Here is a 24,463-nt window from a genome sequence, read left to right on the forward strand (position 1 = left end):
GAGAGAAACAATGGATAAAAAAGCAAAACTCGTAGGTATCAATCATGTTGCTCTCTCAGTAGGTGATATTGATAAAGCACTTGATTTTTACAGTTCCATTTTTAATTTTAAAATTAAAAGCAAAGATCAAGAGAAAGCATTTATTCATCTAGGGGATCAATTTCTGGCACTTTTTTCCAAGGATTTTCATCCTCATGAAGATAGGGTTCGTCATTTTGGCTTAGTTGTAGATGATCGAACCCATGTACTTCATTTAGCTCAAAAAGCAGGCGCCAGACTAACCAAAAAAACCCCATTTATGGAGTTCACTGATCCATGGGGAAATTTAATTCAAATTCTAAATTATGAGGATATTGAATTTAAAAAAGATCCCGATGTTTTGAAACATATGGATTTAGTTTTGTCCAAAAAAGAAATGGAATGATATCTTTCTTGAAATGAAACAATAAAATTTAAAAATACCGCTGATATAATTTTAAGTATGTCCCATCATTTTCTAATTCCAGCAGATATTTGTTTATTGTTGAAATCAGGGCTTCATTATCTTTAGTCGTCATAATAGCGTAACCAGAGCCTATTGGAGCACCTACTGCCCTAATCTGATCGCTGCTGTTAGCAATCCAATAATCAATCATGCTGCTGTCATGTAATACCACATCCACTTTATTATCTTTAAGTGCTTGTAACACATCCGCTAAAGTATTAAATTCTTTGACTTGAGTTGTATCCCCAAACTGGGATTCGACCCATGCTTTAAAAATCGTTCCTTTTTCTATTCCCACGACTTTCCCTTTAATGTCATTGATTGTTTTCACAGGACTTGATACTTGAGTTGCATATTGCCCTCCCCCAATAAGGTATGGGAGGCTAAAGAGAAATTTTCTTTGCCTATCCGGAGTAATCGTAATAGTACCTATGGCCAAATTAATATGCCCCTCTTGGACTTCATCAAATAAATTACTGAAAGTAAATGTAGAAAAGCGACATTCTAGTTGTGCTCGTTGACATATTTCCTTCATAAGGTCAATTTCAAATCCATAAAAATTGTTGTCTTTCGCTGCGATTGCAAAAGGTGGCCCAGAATCTGCCGTACCAATAAGGATTGTTTGAGCAAACAGTTGTAATGAGCATAAAAAGCAAATAGGAAAAAATAAGAATCGCATGTGATTTCCTTATCTATGTACTTTCATTTTAGCCGATTTTTACTCTTCCTATTAATAATATATGTTTCTAACCATTTCGCTAGTATTTAAGCTTTTAATCCAGCTAACTATTTTATGACCTAATTACTAACATCCAAAGCTACGTGATTCGACTATAATTTGATAAAGAGTACGAGGTATTACTATGCTTCAATTTTCCAAAATGAAAATGCATACAGGTTGGTTAGCGAACGCTTATCTGCCCTTTTTTGATGAATCACCCATAAGTGGTTGGGGATATATGTATTATGATTTAAATGGAAATTATCTCCAACTTATCTCTGATCCAGATTTATTAAATGATTTTTTCATTCGTGAACTCTATTCAGACCAAATTTTAAGTGATATTCAAATATTAGATCACACGCATTATGGTTCTACCATTATTGGTGACGATTTATTAAATCATGATTTAAAAACAATTGTAATGGATCGAGGTTATACCTACTTTTATGATTTTATTAAAAGAAATAACGTGCCCCGTACATTTTCCACTGAAATCATCACCCTTGCTTCGACTGCAGACTGTTGCATCGCGAATAATTTCATCATGAATAATTTAGGAATATTAGAAAAAATTTGTAACCATATTATTGAAAAATGCCGTAAGCTTTTAAACAAAGAAAACACGATCATTTTACCTAAAGAATTCATCATCAATGTGAATGAAGCTTATGAAGAAACCAAGAAAAAACCCTCTGCAAACTGGCACAATAAAATTTTAGAACACGCAAATAAATCTCAAAAACTATCTGAATTTTATGATAAGACTTTTGATTTAAATCAATTGCCTTTTAGTTTTTTAGCATCAAAAGAGCTCACCCATAAAGAAAAGGAAATCATTTATCTCCTTTATTTTGGTTTTAGTATGCCGCGTATCGCCAGTATATTAGAGATTTCCAAGCGTACTGTAGATAAGAATTTAGAAAATATCAGAAAAAAACTTCAATGTGATAACAGCAGTCAGATTATTCCGGCATTATTGAGATTCGATAATGAGATAATGCGCGGCACAATAAGACGAGCTGTTTGAGGCTCTGATCATCCCCTCATTGATTAATTTATAAATAATCATCTATACCGTGGACACGCTACCCAGTCAAATAATGACTATAATTAGTACAACAGCTCGTAATAATGCGAACGTTAAATTGCTTTGCTCTTTGCATTACATTATTTTGGTCGGAGTTTCGGCATGAGTTTTGGAAAGCTACGTGGTTTTTTTCAATCGAAACCACTTGGAATTAGTAAATTAGCCTTAATCATAGAACGTGACGTTCCTTTTTATAGAATGGATGGCCGTTTTCCTGAGAATGGCTTACCCATGAGAGGTAATTTTGATAGTGTTCCTATTGATGCATTATTAAAATACATATCAGGAAACAAACCAGCCATAGCTTATGGAGGAACTGTTGTCCTTGACGATTTATTAAATGGCTTTTTAAAGAACCAACCTATAGAAAACGGTAAAGATGGATTAATCGTTGGGATTGCAAAAAGAGCAATTGAATTGTCTTCTCTATATGAATCACTACTCGACCATGAAATTCCTTTCATTCCGGAAGAACATCCTAATGAAGCAATTATAGAGAGTTTACCTGCTGAGCGTGTTATTGCTTATATTACTGATTTGCAAAATTTTATGAATGGTGAGGTGGTAAAAAACCATTTTTCAGAAATAAATCCCTGTTTACCACCAGAAGTAACATTAATTGAATTAAAAGATTCCGATTTTGTCCGTGCTTTATGGGAAAACATAACATTAAGCACTCTTTACGAACAGAAACATACCCTCCCCCTAAAATAAATTTTGTATGGCGCTCCTCAGGCTATTTAATATTTTCTTAATATTTTGTGTATATATTGATCTTCAAACAAACCATAGGACATGACATGAAATTTGAAGATTCTTTATTTGAGGAACGTTACAACGGGTATTGGAACAATACTGTCGTTCCATTAGACACCGCCCTTCGTCATATTTCTCTAGGTCTCAATTTATTTAAAAATCGTGCGAGTATTCCTCAACTGATCTTAGCTTATCAACAAAACGTATCCAACATTTTATCAAATTTGGACCGTCAATCTTATTTATTTGATGATAAAATCTATGTGCAAAATTATATGAAAAATACAGTAGAACAGGCTGTGGAAGATCTCACTTTTTATTACAAATCATTCCCTGAATCCCAGGAAATTTGTTCTAAATATTTGAAGAATTTTGGTATTGAATTATCAAATGTAACTTCAGAAATAACACTTACCGCTTCCAAATAAAAACTTTTAAAATAACGCCTGTTTTTTATCTACAGGCGTTATTGTTCCGTGAGGCTCTAATTAAAAGATTCGGCAGAGTATCGTTTTTGGGGTAAATCATCGTGATTAGAATGAATCACATGATGAAGTCTGCTTGCTTTATCGGTGTCGAAGAAATAAGGAGAGTAAGTTAATTCAGAACGGGGCGAACGCTTAATAAAGCAGAAAAAGGTTGCTTTTGAAACATCTTTAGATGATCGAACTTCTTCTTTAACTAAGGTAAGTCCTAATTGTTGGGTCATTACATCGAGAATGTTTTTAGAAAAATAATGAGACTGATAGTCATTTTTAAATTTTATTATGGCTTCATCCGCATCTGATTGGGTCAGGATTTGTTTTTTATCTATACTGTATCTTAAATTTAATAAAAGATGGGAAAGATCCAAAATTTCATCGTTAAAGCAATTTGCATGCTCTGATAAAAAGAGAATCCCACCGGGTTCCAAAATTTGACTTGCCTGTTTTAAACTTTCAAATTGAGCTTGAAATGAAGGAAAGTGGTGAAGTGAATGGTTGTACATGACTACAGCAAATTTTTTTCCTTTCAGTGCATCCATTAAATTTTTCCCATCATAGACGTAGTAATTATCAATTTTTGCCATATAGTCGTTTTTACTTTTTTGATCACTACTGTTTTCGCCACCCCAATCTATCTGCATTTGCACATCAATTGCATTTCCTTCCATTTCTAATTGTTGGCTCACTAGATAGGTCATTGCACAATCTCCTGCACCGATATCAAGCAAAGATTTTCCTTTCAATTTTTTTACACCTCGGGAGGATAAATGAGACGTAAGGATACGTGCAATATTGCCAGATTTAGAGTATTGATACTCCTTATCCGTCATTGCAAAGCCTTTTTTATATTCTGGCTTAACGGAAACATACCATTTGAAAATAATACCAGCAACCTCTGGGTCTGAAGTTTCTATAGGAGCATCTTCCAATGTTTTGATTAATTTCATTACCTCTTCCATTCCTATATCTGCGAAGGCGTATAAAAAAACTTTTTGTGCTTCTATTTTAAGAGATGCCGATTTTAATAATCTTATTATATGGTTGGAGTGGAATGAATTCGGCGGAGTTGAAATAGAGGTTTCATTTACTGTTTTTTCTATTTCCACTAAATTAGAATTGCTTTGATTTAATAAATCAAAATTTTGATTTTTAAAGGTATTTGTTAGCATATCGAATAAAAAATTGAAGAAAAGGATGTGCATTATATGACATATTGACGCAAATATGAATCATTATGGTTGTTTTCTTTTCTTTTAGTATCAATTAATCCCTAGGTATTATGGATAATCTTATTGCTGAATAAAATTCTTATAGTACTATTTAAGTTGGTATCAAGCTAGGAAGCTTATTGATATGAAACAATTTTTTTCACATTTTTCCAATCCTTTAGAAATATTTCTAACCTCTTTTTTAAGTTTTGTTATTATTGTAGCGCTTTGGAATATCTTTCAAAAAAAGCATATCATTTTAAGAAATTTTCCCGTCATAGGGTATGTGCGTTATTTTGCTGAATGGTTAGGGGTTTACTTAAGACAATACTTTTATGCCCGGGATCGTGAAGAACTCCCTTTTAATCGTACTGAAAGAACCTGGATCTATGAAGCAAGCAAAAACATCGACACAACCATAGGATTTGGCTCAACACGTGATCGAAGACCTGTTAATACTATCTATTTTGTCGACTCTCCCTTCCCTGTTCTCCAAAGGGATGTTGTGCTATCCAAAACTATAACCATAGGAGAACATTGCAGGCATCCCTACACAACAAATTCCCTAATCAATATTTCTGCTATGAGTTATGGCTCTATTTCAGAAAATGCCATTCTTGCATTATCTCAAGGAGCAAAAATGGCGGGTTGCTGGCTGAATACCGGAGAAGGTGGATTAACCTCCTACCATTTAGCTGGCGGATGTGATGTCGTTGCTCAAATCGGCACTGCAAAATATGGATATCGAGATCAAGATGGAAATCTCAATGATGAACGATTAAAAAAAGCAGCTGAAAATCCTCAAGTTAAAATGTTCGAAGTGAAACTAAGCCAAGGAGCTAAACCAGGAAAAGGGGGATTATTGCCTGGTGTAAAAGTAACTGAGGAAATCGCCAGTATCCGTGGTATCAGGCCCTATGAAGATTCCATTAGTCCAAATCGTTTTCCAGAAATAGCTAATTCATTTGAATTGCTTAACTTTATTCATCATATTAGAGAAGTCACTGGAAAACCCACCGGATTTAAGGTAGTCCTGGGTAATTGCGATTGGCTTGATGAGCTCTGTCAGGAAATTATAAAAAGAGGTGTTGAATATGCACCTGATTTCATTACCCTTGATGGCGCAGAAGGTGGCTCAGGCGCAACCCCTTTAACTTTAGCTGATTACATGGGACTTCCGCTCAGAGAAAGCCTCCCTGTGCTTATAGATAAATTAATAGAATATGATCTACGGGATCGCATTAAGGTTATTGCTTCCGGTAAATTAATCACACCAGGAATGGTTGCATGGGCCTTGTGTGTCGGTGCGGATTTCGTTAATTCAGCTCGAGGGTTTATGTTTGCTCTTGGCTGCGTACAGGCATTAAAATGTCATGAAAATACCTGCCCAACAGGAATTACAACTCACAATAAATGGTTGATGAGAGGCTTGGACCCAAAGAGCAAAGCCACTCGGGTTTATCATTATGTCAAAAATTTAACGTTTGAAGTCGGTGTTATTTGCCACTCATGCGGTGTAGAAGAACCCCGAGAATTGAAACGGGAACATGCTCGTATCGTTTCAGAGCATGGCACCTCTATTTCGTTGGCAGACATATATCCTCCCAAGGAGAAAGGATCAAAAATTAATAAAAATTCATAAGGAATTCGTAAACCTACGAATCCCTATTTTATCACTTGGATATATTCGTTTGTGCTTTCTCGACAGCCAGGTAAAGGCAGAAAATAGTTAATATTGCCATGATAATAAGGTATACGGATACAGGCCATGTGGCGCCATGAGCCCATTGTACCAAGCCGGTAGCCACCAAAGGGGCTAAACCTCCAGAGAAAGCAGCGGATAAGTGATACGCTATAGCCGTTCCACTATATCGAATCCGTGTTTTAAAAAGTTCTGAATAAAATGCTCCTTGGGCTCCATGCATCATTGCATGCGGAATACACATCCCAAATACAATAGCAAAAAAGATTCGCTCTGGATGATGTGACTGTAGGAACCAAAAAAATGGAAATGAATAAAAAGCCATTAATAAGGCGCCTGAAATATAAACAGGCTTTCGGCCAATTTTATCGGATAGCATTCCAAAAATGGGGATTAAAATAGTTTCTAAAATAGCCCCCATCATCACCGCATAAAGAAGAAGTGACTCAGATAATTTCAGCTGTAGCGTTCCATAACTTAATACAAAAACAGTTAAAACATAGAATGAAGAACTTTCAATCAATCGGGCTCCAATGGCCAAGACGAAGTTTTTGAAATGTGAATTCAACATTTCTATAGCTGGCGCTTTTGGCATAGGTTTACTCTTCGTTGCCTCGACAAAAGTCTTACTTTCCATAACTCTTAGTCGGATATAAAGTCCGACTAAAATAACGAAGAAACTCAATAAAAAAGGAATACGCCAACCCCAAGATAAAAACTGGTCACTGGGAAGCGTAGAAAAAATGAGGAAAACTCCTATAGAAATAACTAACCCCAATGGAGCACCTGCATTAGGCCAGCTTGAATAGAAACCCCTCTCTTTTTCTCGACTTACTTCAGCCGACATGACCACTGCTCCGGCCCATTCCCCCCCCACGGCCACTCCTTGAGTACACCTTAATAAAACTAATAAAATCGGAGCCAATATCCCTATTTGATCATAAGTGGGCAGCAACCCAATCAAAAAGGTAGAGATGCCCATCATGCAAAGGGTGATAACAAGCATATTTTTTCGACTTATTTTATCGCCGTAGTGACCAAATATAATACCGCCAAGTGGTCTAGCAAAAAAACCTACGGCATATGCCGCATAAGCTGCCATAATTCCTGCAACAGGACTAATTTTAGGAAAAAATAGTTTGTTAAAAAACAAAGCAGATGCGGTACCAAAAAGATAGAAATCATACCATTCGATGGTAGTACCGATTAAGCTGGCAAATGAAACTTTTCTCGAGGCTTTTGATTTAGGATCCCGTCTAATAATTGCCATAATTCCCTTACATGAAAAATGTTAAAAACCTGATTTTATCCTATATGAATTCATTTAAAATTGCGAGAATTCTTTATAGCTTACTCTAAATAATAATTCTTTTATTGTGACTCATAATTGTATTTTTTTTTTTTATTTAGACTTTGTTTTTTTATTAATCTCTAGACTGTACGAGTACCCATTAAAAACAGAAAATTGTCCTTGTTATTTATCACTTTTGGAAATTTCGGAATGTTTCGGTTCTCGAATTTATCTTTTTCATTAAATCATGATTTGAGTAATTAGATGAAATGCGAATTTTTTAAGATAATAATATTTTTATGGCTAAAACCCCTAATTGGAAAGTCTAAATCTTTTTAATGATGTATCCACCACACTTTCAACACTTGATCTCTCTTTAAATGTTTGTCGTAAAAATGACGCGTCACTTCCTTGATGGGTAATTCTATGTATATGATCCAATGCATCTATTCCATTTAATTGCTCGGCATGTGTTTGCACTAAACGTAACGTAGTAAGTATGTCTTCCCGTAGCAATATTGGTTCATGTGTTTTAGGGTGGATGATTGTTCCTTCTAAACCAAATCGACAGGCTTGAAATCGATTGTAATTGTATACAAGGTAATCATCCTCCTCTGGGAGCGGTTGTAATCCTTCAAGTAAATAGGCGCATAAACATTGTAAATAGGAAGCTAAAGCTGCTGCTCTATTGACTGTTAAAGGGGTATCGCAAACACGTAATTCAATTGTCCCGAACTCAGGTTTTGGACGAATATCCCAATAAAAATCTTTCATACTGTGAACTATGCCAGTTCGCTCCATTTTGGCAAAATATTGGTTAAATTGCTCCCAATCTAATACAAAAGGTGCGCGACCACTCAACGGAAATGCAAAAACCGAATTAAGTCGTGCGGAGTTAAACAAAGTATCCTTGCCTTGTACAAATGGGGAAGAAGCAGATAGGGCAATGAAATGCGGGATATATCGATTCAGACTATGAAGTAGAAAAAGAGCCTCTTTTCCGGAAGTACAACCAATGTGGATATGTAGACCAAATATTGTGAACTGTTTGGAAAGGTATCCATAAAGTTTTGATACCTCTAAAAACCTTAATTTATTATATATTTTTCGCTCAGACCATAATTGAAATGGATGTGTCCCCCCACCACAAATTCCAATATTCAACTTATCACCAGCTAATATCAATTTATCTCGAATAGCGAGTAATTCATTTAAAAGATTCGTATAATCACTATGGATATGAGTTGATACTTCTACCATGCTTTCGGTAATTTCCGGCGTAAACGCCCCTGGAAATGGGTTACGTTTTAGTAATTCCATTAGGTCAGGGCTAGAATCAGTTAAATCATAGTCACTCAGGTTAACTAATTGCAATTCGAGTTCAACACCCATAGTCAAGAGCTTTGAATCTTTAAATACCTCCAAAGGCATCATCTCTCTCCTTAGTTATAGGAATTTCTTTTGCGAGATAGAATGAATATTGAACCATAATCGGCCCTACAACTTCCAAACTTATGGAAACCATTGCCAAAGGAGCAAGTGTATCTACTAAATGGAGCCCAATATACCGAGTTTGTTCTAATATTAAGATGACAAATACAGAAATCGGTGCCATCGCAACTCCTGTCAGTAGCCCCTTTTTTAGCGAGATACCACTTAAATAAGCCAGTAAGCTAATGCCTCCAATTTTTGCAAACTGGCGAACGAGAATAATAGCTAGTCCAAGAACCCATCCTTTTTCAAGGAGATGCCAATCGATTTGTGCTGCAATAAATACAAATAATAAAACAGTCAGTAAATCACCTAAAGTACCAAAACCACGTTGAGAAGAGTTAAAAACGATGCGTCCATGTCGAGAAATAATACCAAAAGTTAAAGTTGCAAGTACCGGGGAAAGTTTAAAATAATGGGCTATGGCAACTATTAAAATAATTGAAATTGAAAAAGCGAGCGTATTGTCACTTCTCGTATTTTTAAAAACTTTAAGTAGCGTAGGGAGAATCACTCCAAAAATGATGCCTAGGGTTGTAGAAATTGAAAGAACCATTAGGCTATGAGAAATCGCTTCCCAAAAATCACCAGAGTTCCTGAATATGACCAAACCAAGAATTACTTTAAAAAGAAAAACGGCCATAATACAATTTAATACGGACAAGTGGAGAATACGCTCTGTTACTTGCCCAGAACTATGCTGTTCATGAATCAGGCGAATGATAGTTGCTGGAGAGGTTGCTGTACATAGAGCTGCTAATAAGAGACTTTTAGATTGATTTAATCCAAAATATTTTGCTACCAGAAAAACAAAGACAAAAGTGAGTGATGCTTCCAGAAAGCTGGTTGCAAGGATCCATAAGTTATTGAAGAACCATCGTAAATTTACTCGATATCCCGATTCAAACAGAATTAATCCAAAACCTATATTTGCTAAAAATAAAATGGATGAATTATCATTTTTTGGTAACAATCCCATTTGAGTCGGGGCTAAAATAAAACCCACTATCGCGTAGACGCTAATATGAGGCAATTTCGCCCACCGAAATCCAATTTCTCCAAAAATCCAAGCGATAACCAAGCTAATCGGCCATGCCAGATCCGTTATAATTGTCCAAAGCTGGGGCATGGTGCATCCCTATCAAACCATTTTCTAGATATTATTCAACTAATTGAAAAATCCCTTAATCTCATAATTGTATCGAAAACCAACCCCGAGTACACCTAATTTTTATTTTAAACCAAGTTTCATGAGCGCATGATCTGGAATCTTAAGCTTTATTATCGGCCTGCAGAAAATTGATTGCGCCTAACTGGCATTAAGACCGCTTGGCTTTACTATAGTAGAATATTCGTAAGCACCGTCATTATTGAGATTGTGCCACTCCATAAACATTCAATTATTGGTGTTCGCTTATTACTTTTGCCGGTCTGAAGCTAGACCTACAGTACTTTTAGTATTTCAGTCTTTTAGTGAGTATTCTGTACTCAGGAGACACTGGTTGTGTCTGTTACCTTAGCTTTTGGCATAATCCCGCCCATGGATTGAATAATAATTAAATACCAGGTTGGACTATCTCTTTAACCAATTTAAAATTTACTTTTAAGGGAATAACTATCTACTTTCCACTGTTTTGAAAATGTAGTTATAATGTATTGGTACACTTAAGATTTTCATCGACGCAATAAGGACATTCATGAAACAAAAATTATTACTCATATTAATTTTCAGCTCTTTATTATTTGGATGTACATCCCATCATAGTCAATCTTCTGAAAAATCAGATAACTCAGGATATGGTGGAATAGGTGGTGAAGGAGGAACTGGCGGCCTAGGAGGACCTGGTGGCACTGGAGGAGCCGGCGGACACGGGGGTGGTGGCCATTAAAATTTACGCAGGATGAGACTTTTATTCGTTTCATCCTGATTTATGCTCAATGTAAAGAGTCATTGTTTGGCAATTTTTTGATATTTTAAGCAGAATACTTAAGCCAAATGGGCATAATCCTATTTAAATAAACCATAAATTTCCATAACCCTACTTGGGATTCCACATTGCCGTACATATCCGCCCTTGTTTCTGGATATGCTATTCCCAACCCAAACAGTCCAGGTCCAATAATACCTATGTAAGGATTATGATGGGAATATTCATAGTCACCAATAACGATACTTTTCCGTTTCTCAAATCCTACTGAATAGATCACTTGATTACATTCTGGCAAAAAACGGGCAATATTGGATTCGCTGACATTGTAGCGCACCAGATTAGAGGGTAAAACCCCATCAATATGTTCTCGGGCCCATGCTGCACTCTGTCCTTTAAGTCCTGTATTATCAAAAAGAATCCAATCACCCATATCCATGGCATAGCAGCATGGCGAACGGTAAAAATTAATTATTTTTTTGGCATTCAATTCGACCAGATGTTTTAAAATAATGATTGCTGAATGGGAGGAACCAAATACACCGTAGGTTTCCTGAGGCTGAACTACCGAAGATAATTTTTCCTTATCAATTGCTACATCAAAAGGAATCACATTAACGCCGGGATAATTTAATGTGGATGGAAGTGCACCGGTAGCTAGAATTACATTTTTGGATTGATAAGTTTGTGTACTGGAAATTAAAGACCACATGCGCTGTAATAAAAACATTTGATGAATTGTAGTTTTGACAGATTTTACTTTATGCAAAAAATGATTCGTAATCCATTGTAAGGGTTCAGCCATATAACTTAAGGTACATGTTTGATCTAAAGGTAAATGGTTTAATGGAAAATCAATGGGTGCCTCTTGATATTGAAAAGAATGAACTGCAAGTAAAAAATCCTTAAAAAATTGGACCTTAGTATTACTCGAAACATTACGCCAATATAATCCAAAATCCCCTACTTTAAAATGAGGGTCAATCCACAAAATATGTTCCGGCAAGATCCCATTATCTAATAATTTACCTATGGCTGCGATGCCAGCAGGACCCGCGCCTATCACAGCCCATTCGTATGTTTTTTTATTCATCAGTATTGTCTTCGTCTCATAAATTTAAATTTCTAAGTCAAACGTGTTCCGGTGACATGCCATATCATCTATGCTAATATAATCTTCGTTCCAAAGATTACAGACAGCGCTTATTTAACCTACACTTAATATGGAACAAAAATCTTAGGCAATCAATAACTCTTTTGGATTCATATGGCAGTTACTATTAAAACCCCTGAAGAAGTCGAAAAAATGCGAATTGCTGGCAAATTGGCTGCAGAAGTTCTCGAAATGATTGGTCCCCATGTACAAGAGGGTATCACAACTGACGAACTGAATAATATTTGTCATGAATATATCGTAAAACAGCAACAAGCGATTCCGGCTCCTTTAAATTATAATGGATTCCCCAAATCTATATGTACTTCAGTAAACCATGTGGTTTGCCATGGAATTCCTGGGAAAAAAGTCCTAAAAGATGGTGATATCATTAACATTGACGTCACCGTCATTAAAGATGATTACCATGGCGATACCAGCAAAATGTTTATGATTGGCACTCCATCTATCAAAGCAAAACATGTTGTTCAGGTGGCGCATGAGTGTTTATTTATAGGAATAGAAATGGTTAAACCTGGAGTCCATCTGGGTGATATAGGTCATGCCATACAACAACATGCTGAAAAGAATCGTTGTTCTGTGGTACGCGATTATTGTGGGCATGGTATTGGGCGTATTTTTCATGAAGACCCTCAAGTATTACATTATGGGATACCTGGGACTGGAATGAAATTAGAGCCCGGTATGACCTTTACTATAGAACCTATGATTAATGTTGGAAAACACCATACCCGCTTATTGCCTGATCAGTGGACCGTCGTGACTAAAGATCATAGTCTTTCCGCCCAATGGGAACATACCTTATTGGTAACCGATAATGGTGTTGAAATTTTGACCTTACGCGATGAAGAACGAAAGTAATCGAACACAAATTAATCCCTCTAAGCCCATGCAGGATGCAAAGCAAAAAGGGATTCCCATACAATTAATTGATCTTAAAAACAACTTAAAACAATTTAAAGACAATCTGCGAGAAGAATTTAATTATAAAACCAATATCACGACAATTATACGTAAACTGGTAACCTTTATTGATGACCTTGTTATTAGTTTATTCATAAAAAATCAACTAGATCATAATGTATTCTGTCTTCTTGCTTTAGGCGGATACGGTCGTCGTGAACTACTGCTATATTCTGACGTCGATATTTTATTATTACACACGGATAAAGTCCCTAAATCTCAATTAAATCGCGCCCAAAAATTTATACAGGATTGTTGGGATGTTGGATTGAATCTCAGTCATCAAATCACCGGAATTTCTTCTTGTGCCGAACTTGCGGGTAGAGATGTCTCAGTTATATCCAGTCTTATGGATATGTTTTTACTTTGTGGCCGCGGTGCATTAATGGAAGAGTTAGTTTATCAAATTCACCCGCTACACATGTGGACGAGCCAAGAGTATTTTTTAGCAAAGCTACAAGAACAAAAAAAGCGGGATGCAAAATATGGTGAAACAGCTTATAACTTAGAGCCCAATGTCAAATATGGCCCTGGCGGGTTACGTGATTTACAGATACTACTCAGCATTGGAAAACGACATTTTAATATTAAAAAATTAGCTGATGGAATAAGCTATGGATTTATAACGGATAAAGAATATGAAAAGCTCACTTACTGTCAACATTTTTTATGGCGGGTACGATTTGCGCTACATGTCTTAGCTGAGAAAGCTGAAGAACGCTTATCTTTTGATTATCAAATTAAATTAGCTCAATTTTTTGGATATAAAGACAAATCTCATTCTCTAGCTATAGAACAATTTATGAAGGATTATTTTAAAGTAATCAAACGCAATCGGGAACTTAATGAGATGTTGTTACAGTGGTTTAATGAAACCATTGTTCATTCGCCAAAGCAAAAGCTGTATCATTTGGACAGTGAGTTTCAACTATCTAATAATTACATTGAGGTGAGAAACACTCGCGTCTTTATTCATCATCCACAAGCATTATTGAAATTATTCCTTTGGATAGCAACAATGCCTGAAATTGAAGGTGTACGAGCAAATACAATTCGACTAATCAGAGAATCACTCTATCTAATAAATAAAAGATTTAAACTTTCTTCAGAAACTACAAATTTGTTTATGAGTATCCTTAAAACGTCACATGATCCTTATGAAGCAATACACCAAATGAGTCGTTACGGCGTCCTCGCCCATTATTTAGAATGTTTCTCTTTAGTCACTGGACAAATGCAGTATGATTTATTTCATGTTTACACTGTCGATCAACACACATTATTTGTTATTCGCAATTTGTCGCGCTTCAAAGACAGCAAATATGCGGAACAATTCCCCTTGTGTGTACAGATTATGCCGACACTTAAAAAACCCGAACTGCTCTACTTAAGCGCATTATTCCATGACATTGCCAAGGGAAGAGGCGGTGACCACTCAGAGTTGGGGGCTCTTGAGGCATCTCATTTTGCCCATAACCATAACCTTGATAAAGAAGACTGTGATTTACTTGTTTGGCTAGTGCGTAATCACCTTATTATGTCACAAACAGCTCAACGCCAAGATATCTATGATCCCACTACCATAAAAAATTTCTGTCAAATTTTACCTCAACCCTACTATTTGGATTACCTCTATTTATTAACCGTTGCGGATATCTGCGGTACCAATCCTACTTTATGGAACTCCTGGAAAGATTCTCTGCTCAAGGAATTGTATGGTGCTGCAAAACATATGCTACACAAAGAGCAAGAGTTAATTGATGAAACAGCACTCATCAAAGTACGGAAACAATATGCATTGTCTATTTTGGTTACTGAAGGCATCGCCGCAAAAGCAGTGGAAGGTTTATGGAATCAATTTAAAGATAGATATTTTTTACATGAATCCCCGGAAATCATAGCACGCCATACAAAAGCAATTCTTTCCTGTAGCAATTTTCCTTTGGTCATGATCATGCCTCATCACAGTCAAGGTGGAACAGAGGTATTTATTTACATGCCTCATCGAGATGATCGGTTTGCAATTGCAACCACTGTTTTAAACAATCATAATGTCACCATTCAAGAGGCAATGATTCTTACTTGCGATAATCAATATGATTTAGACACCTACATTATTCTAGATGAACAAAATCAAGCTTTTTTTAACAAACAACGAACTTATGAAATCCAGCAGGCTTTATGTACTCATTTAGCTAGAATGGAACATTTCCCGGTGGTCACTAAAAAACGCCTGTCACGCGCTTTAGCTCATTTTAATGTAAATACCGAAATTCATTATCATGATCATCTATCCAATCAAACCCTATTGTTTCTAGTTACGGGAGATAGACCTGGATTATTGGCTACCATCGGAAGAGTTTTTTCCACTTTACACATACACTTGCACAATGCAAAAATTGTAACTGCCGGAGAACGCGCTGAAGATACTTTTTACATTACCAATCAACAAAATCAAGCATTAAACAATTTAGAAAAAGAGGATTTGAAACAAAGACTCATTCAGGAATTACAAACCACTGCAAAGTAAATTTATTCCCCAGCGTGATGAAAATACCATTGAACCTTATCTCTTTAAAGATTTTTTATTTTTGGCGGCACATCATAAAAAAATCCGAAAGCAAAAGGGAACATTCTGCTTGCATAATGCCCTCATCAATTAGAACTTTATGGTTCAAAGGATACCCTTGTAATAAATTATAAACTGAACCTGCGGCACCTGCTTTAAAATCCCGAGTTGCAAAAACCAACCTTTTTATTCGGGCATGGACAATTAATCCTGCACACATGGCACAAGGCTCCAATGTGACATAGAGCGTTGAATCATTTAATCGATGATTTTTTAGCTGTTGGGATGCAGCTCGAATGGCACGAACTTCGGCATGATCGGATGGATCATTACTGTATTGAATGCAATTTCTTCCTGAGCCTATTAATTGATTGTCTTTGCTTACTAATACAGCCCCAACAGGAACTTCCCCCTCTGTTTGGGCAACTAATGCTTGCTCATATGCTTTTTGCATCCAATTGAGATCGTTCATTATCGGCTTTCTATCTTAAAATGTACTTTGGGTTCCGCGAAGTAACCCGGGTAAGCAATTTTTCCATAAACATGGATTACGCTTCTGAACCCAGGCTACATCTAGTGGAATTATTCCCATTCAATCGTAGCGGGTGGTTTTCCTGATATATCATAGGTGACGCGGGATACTCCATCTACCTCATTAATTATTCGATTAGATACTTGACCCAGAAAATCCCAAGGTAAATGAGACCAATGTGCTGTCATAAAATCAATGGTTTCAACGGCACGAAGACAAATAACATAGTCGTATTTGCGGCCATCACCCATTACCCCAACGCTTTTCACAGGTAAAAATACGGCAAAGGCTTGACTCACTTTATGATAGAGATCAGCTTTTTTTAATTCATCAATAAAGATAGCATCCGCTCTGCGTAAAATATCGGCGTATTCCTTTTTAATTTCCGCTAAAATTCTCACCCCTAATCCCGGTCCAGGGAATGGATGGCGATATACCATATCGTGAGGCAAACCTAACTCCAAGCCTACTTTTCGTACTTCATCTTTAAATAACTCTCGAATAGGCTCTAATAACTTCAGGTTTAGAGTTTCAGGCAATCCGCCTACATTATGATGTGATTTAATAACGACTGATGCACCATTGGTACTTGTTGCAGCAGATTCAATCACATCAGGATAGATTGTCCCTTGAGCCAACCAGGATACCCCCGGAATTTTTACTGCTTCTTCATCAAATACTTCAATAAAAGTACGTCCTATAATTTTTCTCTTTTCCTCAGGACAACTAATTCCTTTAAGCGCATTAAAAAATTTAGCTTCTGCATGAACAGCAATCACTTCTATGCCCATGTGTTTGCCAAACATTTCCATAACTTCGGTTGCTTCATTTAAACGCAATAAACCTGTATCCACAAAAACACAAACCAACTGTTTACCAATTGCCTTGTGAAGTAATGCAGCAACAACTGAAGAGTCTACCCCACCTGATAAACCAAGCAACACTTTATCAGTACCTACTTTTTCTCTAATCTCTGTAATTGCTTCATCGATAATCAGTGATGATGTCCAGTTGGTAGAAGCCTTACAAATATCTACAACAAAACGATGCAAAATACGCATTCCTTGAAGTGTGTGAGTTACTTCTGGATGAAATTGAACGCCATACATTTTTCGGCTTTCGTCAGCCATACCTGCAATGGGCGCATTTCGTGTTTCACAAATAATCTCAAAACCTTGGGGCAATTTCGTCACTTTATCGCCATGGCTCATCCACACATCTAGTAATGCACATCCATCCGCATTGAGACGATCTTCGATTTGTGAGAACAATTGACTATGTCCATGCAGTTTTAATTCAGCATAACCAAACTCCCTGACGGGTGAGGAGTGAACCTCCCCCCCTAATTGCACAGCCATCGTTTGCATTCCATAGCAAATCCCCAAAATGGGTAGGCCTACAGTAAACAACCATTGCGGTGCACGTGGATTCTCATTATGTGTCACAGTAGATGGACCACCAGACAAAATAATTCCACATGGGTTTATGGCAGTAAATTCTTCTTGTGTTAGATTAAAAGGATGAATTTCACAATATACGCCCAATTCTCGCACGCGGCGCGCAATAAGTTGTGTATATTGAGAACCAAAATCAAGTATAAGTAAAGGATGTTGTTTTAAATCACTCATTATTAATTATCCACCTGATAGTTTGGTGCCTGTTTTGTAATGCTGACATCATGAACATGCGATTCCTTCATTCCTGCATTAGTCACTTGTACAAACTCTGCTTTTGTATGTAATTGCGTGATATCTTCACATCCTGTATATCCCATACAAGAACGTAAACCACCTAATAATTGATGAATAATGGTTTGTGCCGGGCCTTTATACGGAACTCTTCCTTCAATCCCTTCCGGAACTAATTTTTCCGAGCCTAAAGAGGCATCTTGGAAATAGCGGTCACTGGAACCTTGAGAAGAAGCCATTGCTCCAATTGAGCCCATACCGCGATAATTTTTATAGGTTCTTCCTTGGTACAATTCAATTTCGCCTGGAGATTCTTCTGTACCTGCAAACATACTACCTAACATGACAGTATCTGCACCTGCAGCCAGTGCCTTACATACATCTCCAGAAAAACGAATACCCCCATCCGCTATTAAAGGAATCTTACCCTTAAGTTCCTGGGCCACATTCGCAATCGCAGTAATTTGCGGTACACCTACTCCGGTAACGATTCGCGTGGTGCAAATTGATCCTGGGCCGATACCTACTTTGACTGCATCAGCACCTGCAGCATATAAGTCACGAGCTGCAGCGGCCGTGGCTATATTTCCTCCAATGACCTGGACATCAGGATAATATTTCTTAATCCATTTCACGCGATCCAGTACGCCTTGAGAATGTCCATGTGCTGTATCAACCACAAGAACGTCGGCACCTGCTTCAATTAATGCTTCAATACGCTCATCAGTACCTTCTCCCACACCAACAGCCGCACCAACGCGAAGCTGCTCGGCATCATCTTTACATGCATAAGGATTTTCCTTAGCTTTTTGAATGTCTTTTACTGTGATCAGTCCGCGTAACTGAAAAGCCTCATTCACGACCAACAATTTTTCAATACGATGCTTGTGAAGCAAGCTACGTACTTCTTCTCGGCTTGCTCCTTCTTTAACTGTCACTAATTGTGTCTTGGGCGTCATTACTTGTCCAACGGTTAAAGACAAGTTTGTTTCAAAACGAATATCTCGGCTCGTTACGATTCCGACTAAATCTTCTCCATCTACAACCGGTACTCCTGAGAAATTATATTTAGTCATTACATCCAGTAATTCTTTCACACTTATATTGGGAGTCACTGTAATTGGATTTCGAACCATACCGCTTTCGAATTTTTTCACTTTTTTGACTTCTTCAGCCTGAGCCATAATGGTCATATTTTTATGAATAATGCCGATACCGCCTTCTTGTGCCAAAGCGATTGCCAAGCGGCCTTCAGTCACAGTATCCATAGCTGCTGATACAAGAGGAATATTCAAATTAATGGCACGAGTTAATTTTGTTTGTAAAGACACATCCTTAGGAAGTATTAAAGAATGTGCAGGAATAAGAAGAACATCGTCAAAGGTCAATGATTGCTGCACAATTGAAAGAGCCATTTTATTCTCACTACAGGAGTTAAATTAACCGAATAGTTTACTATAAATTGTGGATAAATTAAACAAAAAATTTATCCTAAATACAAATAATTCCCTCTAATTATAGGAAATTTATCTTATATATCTAAATATCTTCCTTTTTATTTTCATTTTGTTATCTCAAAGAGGCAACACTCTTCAGCTTAAACATACAACAACTCTAACTTCCTTTATCCTATCCATAACTTGTACCTCCCCTTCCCTCCTGGCAACGCTTCTCTTCCGATAACTCTCTACCCCTGCAAATATCGTTAACCTATTCTCTACGTCCCGCGACTTGTTCGCGGGATCCAAAGATTCTGAGTTTAAAACTCTAAACCCCGCGGACAAGCCGCGGGGCGTAGGCAGGTAGAGCATACCCGTCTGCAGGCCATAATTTCAAAACCAGCCCTTCAAATAGCTTCGTCTTCCGTACGTTACCACGAGCTCTTATTTTCTTTTCCATGCTAACAACCCGCACCTTATCTTCCCTCCTGGCAACTTTCATCTTCCGGCAACTATCTACCCCTGCAAATATCGTTATCCTATTCTCTACGTCCCGCGACTTGTTCGCGGGATCCAAGGATTCTGAGTTTAAAACTCTAAACCCCGCGGACAAGCCGCGGGGCGTAGGCAGGTAGAGCATACCCGTCTGCGGGCCATAATTTCAAAACCAGCCCTTCAAACAGCTTTGGTCGTAGGCAGTTACAGGAAATAAAACTATTTTTATAATGAAGGGCCATTATATTAAAGATTTAGTTAAATTAGCCGATGTCGCTGGAATTTTTTATAATGAATCTCTTCAGGATGATGGTAAAATCGTTGAGGTTCTCTGACTAAATTGGTGCTCTAAAAATTGATTGGTTAAATCTTTGATTTTTGCCGGGATGAGCGGCATATCTTCATAATAAAGAGCTATGGAATTTGGTATAGCGCTGTCCTCAGATTCCATGTCCACTTTTTTAAATGTTAGTGTTTCGATAATCGAATGTTCATTTGAATCAATATACTCATTAATGTCTTTAAATTTATCCCATACCTTTCGGAATTCAGAGTCGCTTATAGCGTCAAATAAATCTTCTTGTAAATTAAAATAGAGATGGCATTTCAAAAGTTGTATTTTAATATCATGATTCTGAAGGAATGGTGATATTTCTTTTAAGGATTCAAAGTATTTTTTAAACGGGGAAATCAGTTCATCAGCAAAAATATGGAAAGTTTCGTATTTTTCGGGATGATTCAATAAATCAAGCAAAAATAGAATACCCATTAAATTGATTTTATTTTTATAAAACATATAAAAACCATGTGATTCTGTATTGATGGAATCAGTGCCGAAACGGACAATTTTACAAAATAGAGCTGTCATTGATTTCTGTGTTTTAGAATTATGGGCAGGCAAAGGTTTTCCTGTCATTTTACAATCAAAAATCTCCATTATTTGTTGATGGAGAGCGTTATCTTTCTCTAACCTCCTGTCATAAACCTTGTCTAAAAATTGAAAAAACTTTTCTCTGCTGCCGATATTTAACTCTCCGTTTATAAATAAAAAGGATTCGGCGCATAATTCATATAGCTCTTCTTCAGACAAAACAGTTCTTTCAAACATAAATCCACTTAAAATAGTGTCTAGTTCTTCAGGAGAGAGATCTTCCCTTTGTAAAATATCTTCTTCGACTGCATCAAGAGTAGGAGGATGAGTTCCATACCGCTCTTTGTATTCTTTTTTATAGTTTAAATATCTTTGATAAGCTTGTTCATTCAATATGTCATCTGAGGTGATAAAATATTCAGTCGCCATATCGATCCAGTTCCATATTTCTCTTGACCACTTTATCCCCGTAGTTTGGCGGGAAAGATCAATCATTTCCCAAAAGGTATGCAGAATATCCTTTGGGATTTTACTCATGATTTTACTATGGTACCTATCGTGTTCAGTAACCTCTTTCGCTGTAAGATTCTCATATTCATGTACACTTTTGGACTTGAAAGCCCCCGGAAAGATAGCTGCAGTATACCGAGATTGGAACCGTACCCCTTCTTCAATATCATCTATAGATTGTTTTCCGAGACGCATCATGGGACGAACATATTCGTTGACGCCATATTGAGTTAAACCCAATGCATCATGAATTCCTGCCGCCAAATTGATAAAATGATTGCCATCAGAATAAATGGACTTTTGTTGATACAAAAGACCCATTAGCGTTTTTTGATTTGAATTTGGATTAAATCCGCCCATTTCTGTAGTGTAAAACATTTGTTCTGATTTGGGCAGCTGAAGAATGAGATGTCTCAATAAATTTAATTGGTCTTCTGATAGGCTCGGAAGGCTCTTAAGCATTATATCACGGGCTTCATCCGTCCAATCACCTTCTTCATTCAATATTGCATAAGTGTTTATCAATGGATAGTCTTTTAATGTCTGATCCCGCTCCAAAAGTGTATACATTTGTTGTTGGGTTATTTTTTTTTGATCAAATAAAGTCATGGCGGCATAAAGATATCGGGAATGGGAAAAAACAGGGGCTGACCAATCGCCCAAATCCAGCGCTTTCTGTAATTCTTCTAATAAAACAGAGTTGAGGGATTTTTTGACATTTTCTTGATGCAGTAAATGTAAAAACTCATAGCGATGATTTCCTTTTCGGGATATATTCAGAAGATTCCTGTGCTTCGCTTTCCTCCATACATTTTGAATCACAGTCGCTGCTTGCTCCACCTTTTCAGCACCATGTTTTGATTGAATAAGTTGCATGAAATCAGCTGCAGCTTGTTTGTCTAAATAACTTCTAGCTATTTCGATTTCTTTAAAACTGTATTTTTGATAAAACTCCCTCCAAATGAGCTTGGCTTTTTCAATATTCATCATCAAACCAGGATATTTTTATGTATATATATTATACACTCAGATCATTAAGCGATTCTTACCTGCTTGAAAGTTTTGTATAAGGGTGTTTAAAGTTCATGAGCACTAGGAAATTCGTGCGCTTTTTATAGTATGGAATTTATATCTGCTTCGAGATTATGGTGCCTATTCCGCTTTGGAAAAAGTTTTTCCAAAGATTGCAAATGGGACTACTTGAATTATGAATCAATTCACGTGTAAACTGATGGTTAAATATTGAGTTGAATCAAAAATAATAGGAAGGGTTCAGCGTTGGCTAAAATAATTGTAATTACATCCGGTAAAGGTGGCGTAGGTAAAACTACTTCTTCTGCAGCTATTTCTTCTGGTCTTGCCTTATTAGGGCATAAAACGGTTGTCATTGATTTCGATATTGGTTTACGAAATCTTGATATTATTATGGGATGCGAACGTCGAGTAGTTTATGACTTTATCAATGTAATTAATAATGAAGCCAGTCTCAACCAGGCTTTAATTAAAGACAAGCGTATTTCAAACCTTTTTATACTCCCTGCATCCCAAACTCGGGATAAAGACGCACTTACTCTTGACGGTGTAGAGCGAGTACTCGATGATCTAGCAAAAGAATTTGATTTTATTATTTGTGATTCACCCGCGGGAATCGAAGCTGGCGCATTAATGGCTATGTATTTTGCCGATCACGCAATCGTCGTTACTAATCCTGAAGTGTCCTCAGTTCGTGATTCGGATAGAATACTGGGTATACTTGCCAGTAAAACCAAACGAGCCGTGGAAAATAAATCACCCATTCAAGAACATCTATTATTGACTCGTTATGATCCAGAAAGAGTGGAACGTGGCGATATGCTTTCTGTCACTGACGTAAAAGAAATATTAGCTATTCCTCTAATCGGGGTTATTCCAGAGTCCAAATCAGTACTTAAAGCGTCAAATACAGGCACACCAGTTGTACTTGACGAAACAAGTGACGCAGGTATTGCTTATCAGGATGCCATTGCCCGTTTTCTCGGTGAAGAAAGACCAATGCGTTTCATAAGTAATGATCGTAAAGGATTATTGCGTCGCTTATTCAGCAAAAACAAGGAGGAGGTGACGGTATGAGTATTTTCAATTACTTGCGCAGAAGAAGTGCTACCGCATCAGTTGCTAAAGAACGCTTACAAATAATCATTTCTCATGAGCGCTCTCAACGTAATACGCCTGACTATCTACCAAAGCTTCAAGAAGAAATTCTTGCTGTAATTGCGAAATATGTTCATGTAACGCGTGATCAGGTTAGCGTAAATCTTGAGCGTATGGGCGACAACTCAGTTCTTGAATTAAATATTACTATGCCAGATGATGTTAACGAAACTGCATAATACTTTTTAATATTCATACTTTTTTAGAAATGCTTCTATTATACTAGTATACTAGGACCATTCTCCCTATTCTTTTCTTCAAAATAAATTTTATCTTTTCTCACTTTTATAATGATAAAAAAGTAATTACCTATTCTTTATAAAATTATAACAATCACAAAGATAAATTGTGAGAGTTTACAATGAGACTCTTCCGCTTCTTCATCTTCATTCTGGATTACATCTAATAGGTACCAGGAGGCGTTTGTACAGAAGGCCCTGATCCAGGTTTGATATGTAAACCCGGTGTTACTTTTGGAAGAGTTTGAGTATTAGATCCAGGGGGTGCACTTCCGGGATTGATTGAACTTGGATTTGGCCCGATTGGAGGGGTTTTGGGTTGAATATTGATACCAGGATTGTTATTTTGCACTGGGGCTGCATTTGGGTTTTGTTGAATGATAATTGGATTTCCATTAGGGCCTGGCTGAACATTAGGGTTCGGTTGAACAGTGACTGGATTAGAATTCGGACCTAGTTGAATATTTGGGTTGGGTTGATTCGAACCAGGAGTACCATTAGGACCTAATTGTATGTTTGGATTTGGCTGAACATTCGCACCGGGTGTTACATTAGGGCCTAATTGGATATTAGGGTTTGGCTGAACATTCGCACCGGGTGCTGCATTAGGGCCTAATTGGATATTAGGGTTTGGCTG

20 protein-coding genes and 1 pseudogene are annotated in these 24,463 nt (G+C 37.0%); 10 read left to right on the forward strand and 11 right to left on the reverse strand.

The annotated features are described in order from the left end of the window. The first annotated feature begins 10 nt into the window (after positions 1-10). Complete coding sequence (locus tag BU07_RS0111120) at positions 11-424, forward strand: VOC family protein (protein WP_035899053.1); 414 nt, start codon at positions 11-13, stop codon at positions 422-424. Positions 425-452: 28 nt separating this feature from the next. Here the strand turns inward: BU07_RS0111120 and BU07_RS0111125 are convergent, their stop codons facing one another. Then, on the reverse strand, positions 453-1,163 hold the full coding sequence (locus BU07_RS0111125; protein ID WP_031566037.1) for a transporter substrate-binding domain-containing protein: 711 nt from the start codon (positions 1,161-1,163) through the stop codon (positions 453-455). Between the two features lie 184 nt (positions 1,164-1,347). On the opposite strand from BU07_RS0111125, the gene BU07_RS0111130 reads away from it, so the two are divergent. The 3 genes from BU07_RS0111130 to BU07_RS0111140 all read left to right on the forward strand — a co-directional run bounded on the left by BU07_RS0111130 (position 1,348) and on the right by BU07_RS0111140 (position 3,479). Further along, entirely contained in the window at positions 1,348-2,235 is an 888-nt protein-coding gene (locus BU07_RS0111130) for a helix-turn-helix transcriptional regulator (RefSeq protein WP_031566042.1), read from the forward strand. Positions 2,236-2,397: 162 nt separating this feature from the next. After that, complete coding sequence (locus BU07_RS0111135) at positions 2,398-3,009, forward strand: hypothetical protein (protein ID WP_031566044.1); 612 nt, start codon at positions 2,398-2,400, stop codon at positions 3,007-3,009. Positions 3,010-3,095: 86 nt separating this feature from the next. Continuing rightward, a complete protein-coding gene (locus BU07_RS0111140) occupies positions 3,096-3,479 on the forward strand; it encodes a hypothetical protein (RefSeq protein WP_031566046.1) in 384 nt (127 codons plus the stop codon). Positions 3,480-3,535: 56 nt separating this feature from the next. Here the strand turns inward: BU07_RS0111140 and BU07_RS0111145 are convergent, their stop codons facing one another. After that, positions 3,536-4,483 carry a methyltransferase domain-containing protein gene (locus BU07_RS0111145; RefSeq protein WP_242601910.1) on the reverse strand — a complete coding sequence of 316 codons (948 nt, stop codon included), beginning with the start codon at positions 4,481-4,483 and terminating at the stop codon, positions 3,536-3,538. Positions 4,484-4,889: 406 nt separating this feature from the next. Here BU07_RS0111145 and BU07_RS0111150 point away from each other — a divergent pair, with 406 nt between their 5' ends. Next, positions 4,890-6,386, forward strand: a complete 1,497-nt coding sequence (locus BU07_RS0111150; RefSeq protein WP_031566049.1) for an FMN-binding glutamate synthase family protein — start codon at positions 4,890-4,892, stop codon at positions 6,384-6,386. A gap of 31 nt (positions 6,387-6,417) precedes the next feature. On the opposite strand, the gene BU07_RS0111155 is transcribed toward BU07_RS0111150, so the two are convergent. The 3 genes from BU07_RS0111155 to BU07_RS0111165 all read right to left on the reverse strand — a co-directional run bounded on the left by BU07_RS0111155 (position 6,418) and on the right by BU07_RS0111165 (position 10,357). Then, complete coding sequence (locus tag BU07_RS0111155; protein ID WP_031566052.1) at positions 6,418-7,716, reverse strand: MFS transporter; 1,299 nt, start codon at positions 7,714-7,716, stop codon at positions 6,418-6,420. A 333-nt stretch (positions 7,717-8,049) separates the two neighbouring features. Beyond that, positions 8,050-9,168: a YbdK family carboxylate-amine ligase gene (locus BU07_RS0111160; protein ID WP_031566053.1), complete on the reverse strand. Its 1,119-nt coding sequence runs from the start codon at positions 9,166-9,168 to the stop codon at positions 8,050-8,052. Next, positions 9,149-10,357 (reverse strand): cation:proton antiporter, encoded by a 1,209-nt coding sequence (locus BU07_RS0111165; protein WP_031566055.1) that lies wholly within the window; start codon positions 10,355-10,357, stop codon positions 9,149-9,151. The genes BU07_RS0111160 and BU07_RS0111165 overlap by 20 nt, the downstream gene beginning before the upstream one ends. A gap of 568 nt (positions 10,358-10,925) precedes the next feature. Here BU07_RS0111165 and BU07_RS17615 point away from each other — a divergent pair. Further along, entirely contained in the window at positions 10,926-11,117 is a 192-nt protein-coding gene (locus BU07_RS17615) for a hypothetical protein (protein ID WP_051635548.1), read from the forward strand. A gap of 85 nt (positions 11,118-11,202) precedes the next feature. On the opposite strand, the gene BU07_RS0111175 is transcribed toward BU07_RS17615, so the two are convergent. After that, complete coding sequence (locus BU07_RS0111175) at positions 11,203-12,249, reverse strand: FAD-dependent oxidoreductase (protein WP_031566056.1); 1,047 nt, start codon at positions 12,247-12,249, stop codon at positions 11,203-11,205. A 174-nt stretch (positions 12,250-12,423) separates the two neighbouring features. On the opposite strand from BU07_RS0111175, the gene map reads away from it, so the two are divergent. Both map and glnD read left to right on the forward strand, forming a co-directional pair. Then, on the forward strand, positions 12,424-13,191 hold the full coding sequence (map, locus tag BU07_RS0111180; protein WP_031566058.1) for a type I methionyl aminopeptidase: 768 nt from the start codon (positions 12,424-12,426) through the stop codon (positions 13,189-13,191). 28 nt (positions 13,192-13,219) lie between these two features. Then, a complete protein-coding gene (gene glnD / locus BU07_RS0111185) occupies positions 13,220-15,823 on the forward strand; it encodes a [protein-PII] uridylyltransferase (RefSeq protein ID WP_242601913.1) in 2,604 nt (867 codons plus the stop codon). 55 nt (positions 15,824-15,878) lie between these two features. On the opposite strand, the gene tadA is transcribed toward glnD, so the two are convergent. The 4 genes from tadA to BU07_RS0111210 form a co-directional block, all read right to left on the reverse strand. After that, positions 15,879-16,334 carry a tRNA adenosine(34) deaminase TadA gene (tadA, locus tag BU07_RS0111190; protein WP_031566062.1) on the reverse strand — a complete coding sequence of 152 codons (456 nt, stop codon included), beginning with the start codon at positions 16,332-16,334 and terminating at the stop codon, positions 15,879-15,881. A 110-nt stretch (positions 16,335-16,444) separates the two neighbouring features. After that, on the reverse strand, positions 16,445-18,022 hold the full coding sequence (gene guaA / locus BU07_RS0111195; RefSeq protein ID WP_031566064.1) for a glutamine-hydrolyzing GMP synthase: 1,578 nt from the start codon (positions 18,020-18,022) through the stop codon (positions 16,445-16,447). Between the two features lie 2 nt (positions 18,023-18,024). Then, on the reverse strand, positions 18,025-19,497 hold the full coding sequence (guaB, locus tag BU07_RS0111200; protein ID WP_031566065.1) for an IMP dehydrogenase: 1,473 nt from the start codon (positions 19,495-19,497) through the stop codon (positions 18,025-18,027). Between the two features lie 820 nt (positions 19,498-20,317). Next, positions 20,318-22,384, reverse strand: coding sequence for a hypothetical protein (locus BU07_RS0111210; RefSeq protein WP_031566069.1), 2,067 nt, complete (start codon positions 22,382-22,384; stop codon positions 20,318-20,320). Positions 22,385-22,675: 291 nt separating this feature from the next. On the opposite strand from BU07_RS0111210, the gene minD reads away from it, so the two are divergent. Both minD and minE read left to right on the forward strand, forming a co-directional pair. Beyond that, positions 22,676-23,506 (forward strand): septum site-determining protein MinD, encoded by an 831-nt coding sequence (gene minD, locus BU07_RS0111215; RefSeq protein WP_031566071.1) that lies wholly within the window; start codon positions 22,676-22,678, stop codon positions 23,504-23,506. After that, positions 23,503-23,766 carry a cell division topological specificity factor MinE gene (gene minE / locus BU07_RS0111220; RefSeq protein ID WP_031566073.1) on the forward strand — a complete coding sequence of 88 codons (264 nt, stop codon included), beginning with the start codon at positions 23,503-23,505 and terminating at the stop codon, positions 23,764-23,766. Before minD ends, minE begins: the two co-directional genes overlap by 4 nt. A gap of 223 nt (positions 23,767-23,989) precedes the next feature. Here minE and BU07_RS17890 read toward each other — a convergent pair. Then, a pseudogene (locus BU07_RS17890) lies at positions 23,990-24,463 on the reverse strand (hypothetical protein); the annotation flags it as partial.

It is taken from the genome of Legionella wadsworthii DSM 21896 = ATCC 33877 (assembly GCF_000701265.1).
Taxonomy (GTDB): Bacteria; Pseudomonadota; Gammaproteobacteria; order Legionellales; family Legionellaceae; genus Legionella; species Legionella wadsworthii.